Genomic DNA, 11,410 nt, shown 5'->3' with positions numbered 1-11,410 from the left:
CATGAACAGCAGCATTCCCCCTCAAGCCTGGGTGCCGGTCGACGAACAGGTTGGCTGGTACGGCAAGCTGCCCGCCGCCGGCGACTTTCTCTATCGCCGCATGCCGCGCGAACTGCAGGCCTGGTGGGACCGCTGGATGCAGAACGGCCTGGGCAGCTTCAAGCGTTGGCCCGATGCGATGACGCGGCACTACGCGGTGGCGCCGGTCTGGAACTTCGCCATTCCGGCGACGCAGGGCGTCAACGCCGTGCAGCTCGGCTGCATCGCGCCGAGCTGCGACCGCGTGGGCCGCTACTACCCCGTGTGCGTGACGCTGCAGGTGGCCGCGTCGAGCTACCGGCCGTCGGTGCTGGAAGGCTCGGCCGAGTGGTACTGGCAATGCGGCACCGCCTTGCTGCAGGCCATACGCCATGGCGTGGCACCCGACCAGTTCGACAGCCAGGTGCTGGCCGCGGGCCGCGCCGGCTTCCAGACCGCCAGCGGCGGCTCGGACGACATTCTTTCGATCCTCGGGCCTACAGCCGGTGGCGCGGGTGCCCAGCAGCGCCTGGGCTGGCCAGAGCTTCCACTGTGCTTCGACGCCTTCGGCAGCACCAGCTACTGGTGGACCAACCAGGCCGACGGGTCGCCGTTGCGGACCGCTGCCCACGGCGGCGGCCTCAACACACCGCTGTTTTCAAAACTGTTTTCGCAGGGGCATGTGCCATGGGCATGAAGCGTCAAAAGAGCCACGGTCCGGCCGCGGGAGGAGAAGAAGCATGACAACGACGACGCATGGCATCGGCAGCCTGCCGGCCGATCCGCAAGAGCAGCCTCATCCGCTGGGCGTGGGCCATCGGCTGGACGAGTTCGAGCTGCTGGAGGTGATCGGCGAAGGCGGCTTCGGCATCGTCTACCGCGCGTACGACCACTCGCTGCAGCGCGAGGTGGCCATCAAGGAATACATGCCCTCGATGCTCGCGCGCCGCGTGGGCGACAACAGCGTGCACGTGCGCTCCGAGCGGCTCACGGCCACCTTCGAGGCGGGCCTGCGCAGCTTCATCAACGAGGCGCGCACGCTCGCGCAGTTCAGCCATCCGGCGCTGGTGCGCGTGCATCGCTTCTGGGAGGCCAACTCGACCGCCTACATGGCGATCCAGCTCTACAAGGGGCGCACGCTGCGGCGGCTGGCCGAGGAAGAGCCGGGCAAGGTCACCGAGACCTGGCTGGTCGGCATGCTCGGCCCGCTGCTCGGCGCGCTCGAGACGCTGCACCGCAGCCAGTGCTTTCACCGCGACATCGCGCCCGACAACATCTTCATCCAGCAGGACGACCTGCCGGTGCTGCTCGACTTCGGCGCGGCGCGCAAGTCGATTGCCGACCTGGTCGACGAAGTGGCGGTGATGGTGAAGTCGGGCTACTCGCCGATCGAGCAGTACGCCGACGACAACACGTTGCTGCAGGGCGCATGGACCGACCTGTATGCGCTGGGCGCCGTGCTGTACCGCGCGGTCACCGGGAACCCGCCGCCCTCGGCCGTGGTGCGCAGCGTGCAGGACGCCTACGTGCCGCTGTCGTCGCTGGGGCGCAGCGACCTGAGCCCGGCCTTCTGCGCCGCCGTCGACCACACGCTGGCCGTGCACAGCAAGGACCGCACGCAGACCGTCGCGGCTTTCGCGGCCGAGTTGGGGCTCGTGAAGCTCGGCGAAATCTACGTGAGCGGCATGGCCGCGCCGACGGTGATCATTCCCGCCGCGCCCGTGCCGGCGACACCGCCGCCGCCGCAACGCGTGCCGCAGCAGTTTCCGCCCGCGTCGGCACCGGTGCCGCTGGAGGGCGGCGATACGCGCGGCTTCGCAACGCCACCGGTCGCGGCGTCCGAGCCCGTCATGAAAACCAGCGCCAAGGCCAAGCCGAAGCCGGCCGCTGCGCCGCAGCCTGCTGCCCGGAAGAAGGCGTCATCGGGAAAGCCGTGGCTGCTGGTCGGTGGGCTGGTGGTTGCGCTGGTCGCGGTGGGCAGCTGGATCGGCCTGCGCATGACCTCGACCAAGCCGGAGACCTCGACCGCGATGGTGCCCGTGCCGCCACCTGCCTCGTCGATGTCGAACACCGCATCGCCGCCGGCGGTGATGCCGCCGGACACGGGTGCACCGGCCTCGACCCCGGTCGCCGGATCGGGTGCACCGGGCGCACCCGATGGCGTGGTGCCGCCGGCCGTAGCCGGTGGCAGCACCGTGGTCGCCGCCGCATCTCCGCCCGCGGCAGCGGCAAGCGCACCCGCTGCCGGCGGCTCGCTGACACCGTTGGCGAGCGTGCCCGTCAACCAGCCGCCGACCACCGTCGTGCCGCCCGAGACCCCGGCTGTGACGGCCGAGGTCGAAGACTGGAACCTGGCGCAAGCCGAGAACACGCGCGAAGGCTACGAGGCCTACCTGCGCCGCTATCGCCGCGGCCTGCACGCGCGCGATGCACGCAACGCGATTGCCGAGCTGAACCGGCTTTCGCCGCAGACCGTTGCGGTCGCGCCCGGCACGCTGCCACCCGGTGCCGCCACCACGACGGTGGCGGGCGTGACCACGGGCACGGCAGGCGGCACCGCCGCACCCGCAGGCCCGCCGGGTACGGGGCGCGTGGTGCTCAACATCCGCCCATGGGGCCAGGTGTTCGTCGATGGTGCGGACCGTGGCGTGAGCCCGCCGCTCAAGTCGCTGTCGCTGCGCCCCGGCATCTACAACATCGAAGTGCGCAACGGCGACCTCGAGGTGTACCGGCAGCGCGTGACGGTGCAGGACAGCAAGTCGGCACCCGTGGTGAGCCACGAGTTCAAGTAACGGCCAAGAGCGTCAGACGCGTCAGGCGACGCCGCGCAGTGCCCGCCGGTACTGCACCGCTTCCGCCACGTGCACGATCTGCACGACATCAGACGCGGCCAGGTCGGCGATGGTCCGCGCCACCTTCAGCGCGCGGTGCGTGCCGCGCGCCGACCATCCGAGCTTGTTCGCGGCGTTGAACATGAACTGGCGCGCCGAGGCCTCCAGCCCTGCGTGTCTGTCGATGGCACTGCCTTGCAGCGATTGATTGGGCGTGCCCTGGCGCTGCATCGCGCGTTCGCGCGCAGCGACCACGCGGGCGCGGATGCTGTCGGTCGATTCGCCAGGCGGCGCATCGAGCAGCAACTGCGGTGACACCGCTGGTACCTCGATGTGCAGGTCGATGCGGTCCAGCAGCGGGCCGCTGAGCTTGCCCTGGTAGCGCGAGATCTGGTCGGGCGTGCAGCGGCAGGCCTTCGAGGCCGCGCCGAGATAACCGCAAGGGCAGGGGTTCATCGCAGCGATCAACTGAAAGCGCGCCGGAAATTCCGCATGCCGCGCAGCCCGCGCAATGGTGATCGTGCCGGTCTCCAGTGGCTCGCGCAGTGCCTCCAGCGCGGCGCGCGCGAACTCGGGAAATTCGTCGAGGAACAGCACGCCGTGGTGTGCCCGCGAGATTTCACCGGGGCGCGGTGGCGACCCTCCGCCGACCAACGCCACCGCGCTGGCCGTGTGATGGGGTGCCGCCGTCGGCCTGCACATCCACTTCTCGGTGGCAAAGCGCCCGCCCAGGCTCGCGACCGCGGCGCTCTCCAGCGCCTCGTCGATGCTCATCGGCGGCAGCAGGCCGGCAAAGCGCTGCGCAAGCATCGACTTGCCCGAGCCCGGCTCGCCCACCATCAACAGGCTGTGGCCACCCGCCGCCGCGATCTCAAGTGCGCGCTTGGCACCCGTGTGGCCCTTGACGTCGGCAAGGTCGGCATACAGCGGCGCGGCCACGCCGGATGCGGCCTGCACCCGTGCCCAGCCGTCGCCCGGCGCATCGGGCAACTGCGCGGCCGCATCGGCGTCGGCAATGAACTGCCGCACCACGTCCAGCAGATGCCGTGCGCCGTAGACCTCGCCGCCGGGCACGAGCGCGGCCTCTTGCGCGCTGTCCATGGGCAGCACGAGCCGCGTGGCCACGCCGCGCACATGCAGGGCCAGTGCCATCGCCAGCGTGCCGCGCACCGGCCGCAAATCGCCCGAGAGAGACAGTTCCCCGGCGAACTCGTGGCCGGCAAGGCGGGCGTTGTCGATCTGCCCGCTGGCGGCCAGGATGCCCAGGGCAATCGGCAGATCGAAGCGGCCCGAGTCCTTGGGCAGGTCGGCGGGCGCGAGGTTAACCACGATCTTTTTATTGTTCGGAAACTCCAGCCCCGCGTTCTGGATGGCCGAGCGCACGCGTTCGCGCGCCTCTTTCACCTCGGTCTCTGCCAGGCCCACTAGCGTGAAGCTGGGCAGGCCGTTCGCCAGATGCACCTCGACAGTGACGCTGGCCGCTTCCAGCCCAAGCAAAGCGCGGCTCTGCACCAAAGACAGACTCATTCTTTTCCCTCTCCCCAAGATGGTGCGCCCATCTTTCTCGCGTTCGGTGGGGTGCGGTGTACCCGCATCTGCAACCACTCGAAACATCCGTTGTAACGAATTGGCTCTCAACCCGCGCCGCATTCACCGCCTTGAACGGTCGCATTCGTGCACTTTGGCACGCTCCCTGCTTTGGGGGTCATCAGGTTCCACAACATAACTTGCGAGGAGTTTCCCGATGACGCACCGTTCCGCCGTTCCGGCGCTGATCGTTCTGGCCACTGCATTGACCACGTCGGGCGTTGCCCTGGCGCAGACAGCAGCAACGACGGACGCCGCGGCGCCGGCGGCAGCTCCCGCCCCGAATCTCACGGGCAACGTATCGCTGACCACGAACTACAAGTTCCGTGGCCAGGACCAGGACATGATCGGCCGCAACGACTACGCCAAGACCAAGGGCTTCAAGCCCGCCATCCAGGGCGGCCTGGATTACGCCTTCGGCGACAGCGGCTTCTACGTGGGCAACTGGAACTCCAGCGTCAACTGGCAGAAGGGCAACAGCATCGAGATGGACGTGTACGGCGGCTACAAGTTCAAGGCCGGCCCGATGGACATGGACGTGGGCGCGCTCACCTACATCTACCCGGGCAACTCGGCGGGCAACACCACCGAGCTGTATGTCGGCGCCACCTATTCCAACGACACCATCGGTTCGTTCACCGCCAAGTACTCGCACACGGTGTCGAAGGACTACTTCAACTTCGCGGGCAACAAGGGCGGCTCGGGCCTGAAGGGCACCAACACCGGCTACCTGAACCTGGCCTACAGCAAGGAGATCTTTCCCAAGGTCACGCTGAAGGCGGCGGTGGGCTACACGGCCCTTTCGAGCGACATCCGCAGGAACACGCCGTACAAGAGCTACGTCGACTACAACATCGGCGCCGCCTACGACTTCGGCAATGGCCTGTCGCTGACCGGCTCCGTGCAGGGCGCCAACAAGAAGACGGCCTACAACACCGCGGCCGGCCCGGTGTACGACTTCGGCTTCTACACCGTGCAGCAGGTCTATTCGCCGAACAAGGCGCGCTTCATCCTCACCTTGACGAAGACGCTGTAAACAACCAAAACGAGGCGCGGCCCAAGCTGCTGCGCCATTTCATTTCCATCCAAAGGAGCAACTCATCATGAAGCTGGTCACAGCCATCATCAAACCGTTCAAGCTCGACGAGGTGCGCGAAGCACTGTCGGCCATCGGCGTGCAGGGGATCACCGTCACCGAGGTCAAGGGCTTCGGTCGCCAGAAGGGCCACACCGAGCTGTACCGCGGCGCGGAGTACGTGGTCGACTTCCTGCCCAAGGTCAAGATCGAGGCGGCCGTCTCCGACGACCTCGTCGATCGCGTGATCGAAGCCGTCGAGGGCGCAGCCCGCACCGGCAAGATCGGCGACGGCAAGATCTTTGTCTACAACCTCGAGCAGGTCGTTCGCATCCGCACCGGCGAAACAGGCCGCGAAGCTCTCTGATCCCGTCCAGGCCCGAAAGAACAACGACTATGAAAAAACTGCTTGTCTCTCTTGCGCTCGGCTTGAGCGTATTGGCCGCCGGCACCACCGGCTTCGCACAGACGCCCGCAGCGGCCACGGCCGAAGCGCCAGCCGCTTCGGCACCGGCCGCTGCCGCACCTGCAGCGCCGGCCGCGCCAGCAGCAGCCGACGCGGCACCTGCCGCTGCGGCAGCCGCGGCGCCCGCCGCCGCACCGGCACCGAAGATCGACTCCGGCGACACCGCCTGGATGCTGACCTCGACCCTGCTCGTGATCCTGATGACCATCCCCGGCCTGGCGCTGTTCTACGGCGGCCTGGGCCGCTCGAAGAACATGCTGTCGGTGCTGATGCAGGTCTTCGTGATCTTCTCGCTCATCAGCATCCTGTGGGCCGTCTACGGCTACAGCCTGGCCTTCTCGGGTGACGGAAACTTCTTCGGCACCTTCGACAAGATCTTCATGAAGGGCATCACGCAGGAAACCTTCGGTGCGCTGACCACCATTCCTGAGTACGTGTTCGTCGCCTTCCAGGGCACCTTCGCGGCCATCACCGTGGCGCTGATCGTCGGCGCCTTCGCAGAGCGCGCCAAGTTCTCGGCCGTGCTGCTGTTCTCGGTGCTGTGGTTCACCTTCAGCTACGTGCCGATCGCCCACATCGTGTGGGGCGGCGGCCTGCTGGGCAAGGACGGCGCACTCGACTTCGCGGGCGGCACCGTGGTGCACATCAACGCCGGTGTGGCCGGCCTCGTCGGTGCCTACATGGTCGGCAAGCGCGTCGGCTACGGCAAGGAAGCCTTCACGCCGCACTCGCTCACGCTCACCATGGTCGGCGCCTCGCTGCTGTGGGTCGGCTGGTTCGGCTTCAACGCCGGTTCGGCCGGTGCCGCCAACGCCGTCGCTGGCCTGGCCTTCATCAACACGGTGCTCGCCACCGCTGCCGCCGCGCTGTCGTGGATCCTGGGTGAGAGCCTGCACAAGGGCAAGGCCTCGATGCTGGGCGCTGCGTCCGGTGCCGTTGCCGGCCTCGTGGCTGTCACGCCCGCCGCCGGCTTCGTCGGCCCGATGGGTTCGATCGTGCTCGGCCTGCTGGCTGGCCTGGTCTGCCTGTGGGGTGTCGGTGGCTTGAAGCGCATGCTCGGCGCCGACGACGCGTTCGACGTGTTCGGCGTGCACGGCGTGGGCGGCATCCTGGGTGCCATCCTGACCGGCGTGTTCGCGGCCAAGGGCCTCGGCGGCACCGGCGGCGCAACGCCCGACACCTTCGCGATGGGCGCACAGGTCTGGATCCAGATCAAGAGCGTGGCGCTCACGATCGTGTGGTCCGGCGTGGTGGCCTTCATTGCCTACAAGATCGCCGACCTCACCATCGGCCTGCGTGTGTCGGAAGAAGAAGAGCGCGAAGGCCTCGACATTTCTTCCCACGGCGAAACCGCCTACAACCGCTGATCCGCCACCGCGGGGCTGCCTTCGGGTGGCCTCGCAGCTGGATGGATGACCGGATGACCACCATCCTTTTTTACAAGAACAAATCTTCGTAACGAGTTTTCAAGCGAGAGTCTCCTTTGGATGTTCAGCCCGCGAGCGCTTCGGCGCCAGCGGGCTTTTTTTTGCCCGCTGGCGCGATGGTCGGGGGCACAATCGACGGCACCATGTGGACCTCCATCGAAGACAGCCTTTGCGAACTGGGTGAATCGCCGTTCTGGCACCCGCAGGAACGTGCGCTCTACTGGCTCGACATTCCTGGCCGCGCCGCGCTGCGCACACGCGGCGACATCGGCACACCGTCCGCCACCGTCGAGCGATGGCCCTTGCCGGCCGAGCCCGGCTGCATGGCGCCCGCGCGCAGCGGCGGCCTGGTGATCGCGCTGCGCGACGGCATCTACCGCGCCCGCGAATGGGGCGGCGAACTGGTCGCGATGGCGCGCGTGGAGCACGACGTGCGCACCATGCGCTTCAACGACGGCAAGTGCGATGCGCTGGGCCGCTTCTGGGGCGGCTCGCTCAACGAGGCCAAAGACCGCCCCAACGCCGCGCTCTACTGCCTCGACGCGCGCAGCGACACGGGCATCTCGCCCACCATCACGCAGATGCTCAACGAGTCCACCACCGCCAACGGACTCGCGTTCTCGCCCGATGCCCGCACGCTCTACTGGGCCGACACCGCCGCGCACGTGGTGTGCGCGTGGGACTGGGACGCCGAGGCCAATTCGCTGTCGCACGCACGCGTGTTCCAGCAGTTCGACGCCAAGCCCGAAGGCTGGACGCCCGATTCGCCGGTGCGCTACGAAGGCCGCCCCGACGGCGCCACCATCGACGCGCAGGGCCACTACTGGGTGGCGATGTTCGAGGGCGCGCAGTTGCTGCGCTTCGCACCGTCGGGCGAGCGTGTGGCGTCCATCGCCACGCCGGTGCAATGCCCGACCATGCCTTGCTTCGGTGGCGACGATCTGAAGACCTTGTTCGTCACGAGCGCCCGCAAGGGCCGACCTGCCGCGGAGATCGAGCAGCGTCCCGCCTCGGGCACGGTGATCTCGATGCGGGTCGATACGCCGGGGGTGCCTGTCTCCTTCTTCGAGGACTAGTTTTTTTGCGTTGTGCGTGGGGTGCGTTGTTCAGGGCGCGCTCACGCCGACGGGGTACCTTGCTCCGCGAATGTCCCCCGGCCTGCGTCCTCCTCCTTTATTTCGCTGCGCAAGGCACCCCGCCAGCGTGGGCGTTGTTCAGTGTGGTTGTTGATCGGCGAGCACAACGGCAGCGCCTTTTGTGCGCAGGGCACCGGGTGCTCCCCGCAGCGAAATAAAGGAGGAGCGAAGCGGGGGACATTCGCGGAGGGGAGTACCCGGTGTCCTGTGCACTCGCCCTGAACAAGAGCACCCCAAACAGGAGCAACCAGAACACATGCACCGCGCGACGAATCCAAGCACCGCAAATCCAGCGACAAGAGGCTAGAACCCCATGGCCCTGCAACACATCCCTCCCATCCAGTGCCTGCTGACCTTCGAGGCCGTGGCCCGGCTGCGCCATGCGGGCCGCGCGGCCGACGAGCTGTGCGTGACGCCCAGTGCGGTAAGCCACCGCATCCGCCAGCTCGAATCGCATATCGGCTTCAAGCTCTTCGGCCGCAGCGACTTCAGCCTCACGGCCGATGGCGCGGCCTACCTTGCGAACGTGCGCACCGGCCTCGCGGCACTGCAGGCCACGCCGCTCGGCAGCAGCGCCGTGCAGCGCGCCACGCGCCTGCGCATCGCCGTCACGCCTACCTTCAGCCGGCAGTTCCTCATGCCCCGGCTGGAGCTGTTTCGCAACATCTACCCCGACATCGAACTCGTGCTGCAGGTGTCGATTCCGTTGCTCGACGTCACGGCCGAACAGGCCGACCTCGAAGTGCGCTACGGCCCTGGCGCGTATGCCGACTGCGAGCACCGCCTCCTGCTCGAAGAGCAGGTCGTGCCCGCTTGCAGCCCCAGCTACCTCAACGAGTTCGGCCCGTTCACCGGCTTTCGCACGGCCGCTGAAATTGCCAGCGCACGGCTGATCCGCAGCCCGCTCGAACCCTGGGGCACCTGGTTCGCAAGCTGCGGACTCGACCAGCCCGAGCCGAACATCGGCTCGCAGTTCAACGACCTCGGGCTCGTGTACGACGCCGCCGCCAGCGGCTTCGGCGTGGCGCTGGTGCGGCAGAAGCTGGGCGCCGAGTGGTTCGAGTCGGGCCGGCTGGTGGCGCTGTCGGAGCAGGCCGTGCCCTCGCCGCACCGGCACTACATCTGCTGGCAGCCCGGCACGCTCGAACGTTGGGAATGCGCGGCCTTTGCCGACTGGCTGGCGCAGAGCCTGCACTGAGCCCTGAGCCGCGCGGGCCACGCGTGGGGAGCGCGGCAAAGTTCTCTCAAGCGCCGCACAAAAAACCTTCAACCCGAAGGCGCCGCATTTCCGTAGAGTGCGGGCATCCACGAGACATTTCGCCAGAAGAAAACAAGACAGAAGGAAGAGGTCCGCCGCATGAACGCGCCGCTCACCCCCACGACCCACGAATCGCTACAGAAAGCAGAGCGCCAGTCCCAGGTCGTTCGCGCGCTGCAGGCGCACCTGCCGGCCCACGCGCTGATCTGGCACGCCGAAGACACCACGCCCTATGAATGCGACGGCCTTACCGCCTACCGCGCGCGCCCGCTGGTGGTGGCGCTGCCCGAAACCGAGGCGCAGGTGGCCGCCGTGCTCAAGACCTGCCACCAGCTCGGCGTGCCCGTGGTGGCGCGCGGCGCCGGCACCGGCCTGTCGGGCGGTGCCATGCCGCACACGCTGGGCGTGACGATGTCGCTCGCCAAGTTCAACCGCATCCTGAAGATCGATCCGGTGAGCCGCACGGCCGTCGTGCAGTGCGGCGTGCGCAACCTGGCCATCAGCGAGGCGGCATCGCCCTTCAACCTCTACTACGCGCCCGACCCGTCGAGCCAGATCGCCTGCACCATCGGCGGCAACGTGGCCGAGAACTCGGGCGGCGTGCATTGCCTCAAGTACGGCCTCACGCTGCACAACGTGCTGCGCGTGCGCGGCTTCACCGCCGAGGGCGAGCCCATCGAATTCGGCGGCGAGGCGCTCGACGCACCGGGGCTCGACCTGCTCGCACTGGTGATCGGCAGCGAAGGCATGCTGGCCGTGACCACCGAGGTCACCGTCAAGCTGGTGCCCAAGCCGCAGTTGGCGCGCTGCATCATGGCCAGCTTCGACGACGTGCGCAAAGCGGGTGATGCGGTCGCGGCGGTGATCGCGGCCGGCATCATTCCGGCGGGGCTCGAGATGATGGACAAGCCCATGACCGCCGCCGTCGAAGACTTCGTGCACGCGGGCTACGACCTCGATGCCGCCGCCATTCTTCTGTGCGAATCCGACGGCACGCCCGAAGAGGTCGAGGAAGAAATCGGCCGCATGACCGCCGTGCTGCGCGGCTGCGGCGCCACCGCCATCGCGTGCAGCACCAGCGAAGACGAGCGCATGAAATTCTGGAGCGGCCGCAAGAACGCCTTTCCGGCATCGGGCCGCATCAGCCCCGACTACATGTGCCTGGACTCCACCATTCCGCGCAAGCGGCTGGCCGACATCCTCCTGGCCATCCAGGAGATGGAGAAGAAGTACAACCTGCGCTGCTGCAACGTGTTCCACGCGGGCGACGGCAACCTGCATCCGCTGGTGCTGTTCGATGCGAACGACCCCGACGAGCTGCACCGCTGCGAGCTGTTCGGCGCCGACATCCTCGAGACCAGCGTGGCCATGGGCGGCACCGTGTCGGGCGAGCACGGCGTGGGCGTCGAGAAGCTCAACAGCATGTGCGTGCAGTTCACCGCCACCGAAAACGAGCAGATGTTCGGCGTCAAGCGCGCCTTCGATCCTGCGGGGCTGCTGAACCCCGGCAAGGTGATCCCGACGCTGCAGCGTTGCGCCGAATACGGCAAGCAGGTGGTGCGCGGCGGCAAGCTGCCGCATGCCGACCTGCCGCGTTTCTGAAGGGGCACCG

The 11,410-nt window shown here is 67.8% G+C and carries 9 protein-coding genes; 8 read left to right on the top strand and 1 reads right to left on the bottom strand.

Translation table 11 applies throughout. From position 1 onward, the window contains the following. The first annotated feature begins 1 nt into the window (after position 1). The gene (gene tagF / locus BLQ28_RS30525; RefSeq protein ID WP_093247088.1) at positions 2-715 is read left to right on the top strand and encodes a type VI secretion system-associated protein TagF; all 714 of its coding nucleotides are present in this window, start codon (positions 2-4) and stop codon (positions 713-715) included. 43 nt (positions 716-758) lie between these two features. Continuing rightward, positions 759-2,810 carry a serine/threonine protein kinase gene (locus BLQ28_RS30520; protein WP_093247087.1) on the top strand — a complete coding sequence of 684 codons (2,052 nt, stop codon included), beginning with the start codon at positions 759-761 and terminating at the stop codon, positions 2,808-2,810. Between the two features lie 21 nt (positions 2,811-2,831). On the opposite strand, the gene BLQ28_RS30515 is transcribed toward BLQ28_RS30520, so the two are convergent. Next, positions 2,832-4,376: a YifB family Mg chelatase-like AAA ATPase gene (locus tag BLQ28_RS30515; protein WP_093247086.1), complete on the bottom strand. Its 1,545-nt coding sequence runs from the start codon at positions 4,374-4,376 to the stop codon at positions 2,832-2,834. A 217-nt stretch (positions 4,377-4,593) separates the two neighbouring features. Here BLQ28_RS30515 and BLQ28_RS30510 point away from each other — a divergent pair, with 217 nt between their 5' ends. From BLQ28_RS30510 to BLQ28_RS30485, 6 genes are all read left to right on the top strand, one after another. After that, positions 4,594-5,472, top strand: coding sequence for a TorF family putative porin (locus BLQ28_RS30510; RefSeq protein WP_093247085.1), 879 nt, complete (start codon positions 4,594-4,596; stop codon positions 5,470-5,472). Between the two features lie 67 nt (positions 5,473-5,539). After that, a complete protein-coding gene (glnK, locus tag BLQ28_RS30505) occupies positions 5,540-5,878 on the top strand; it encodes a P-II family nitrogen regulator (RefSeq protein ID WP_007833403.1) in 339 nt (112 codons plus the stop codon). Positions 5,879-5,907: 29 nt separating this feature from the next. Then, on the top strand, positions 5,908-7,344 hold the full coding sequence (locus BLQ28_RS30500; protein WP_093247084.1) for an ammonium transporter: 1,437 nt from the start codon (positions 5,908-5,910) through the stop codon (positions 7,342-7,344). Between the two features lie 203 nt (positions 7,345-7,547). Continuing rightward, positions 7,548-8,480, top strand: a complete 933-nt coding sequence (locus BLQ28_RS30495; protein ID WP_093247162.1) for an SMP-30/gluconolactonase/LRE family protein — start codon at positions 7,548-7,550, stop codon at positions 8,478-8,480. Between the two features lie 373 nt (positions 8,481-8,853). After that, positions 8,854-9,738: a LysR substrate-binding domain-containing protein gene (locus BLQ28_RS30490; RefSeq protein ID WP_093247083.1), complete on the top strand. Its 885-nt coding sequence runs from the start codon at positions 8,854-8,856 to the stop codon at positions 9,736-9,738. Positions 9,739-9,897: 159 nt separating this feature from the next. Next, the gene (locus tag BLQ28_RS30485) at positions 9,898-11,400 is read left to right on the top strand and encodes an FAD-linked oxidase C-terminal domain-containing protein (protein ID WP_093247082.1); all 1,503 of its coding nucleotides are present in this window, start codon (positions 9,898-9,900) and stop codon (positions 11,398-11,400) included. Positions 11,401-11,410 lie beyond the last annotated feature (10 nt).

The sequence above is a fragment of the Variovorax sp. EL159 genome, from assembly GCF_900100965.1.
Lineage (GTDB): Bacteria > Pseudomonadota > Gammaproteobacteria > Burkholderiales > Burkholderiaceae_C > Variovorax.
This window is presented reverse-complemented; position numbering and strand designations above follow the sequence as displayed.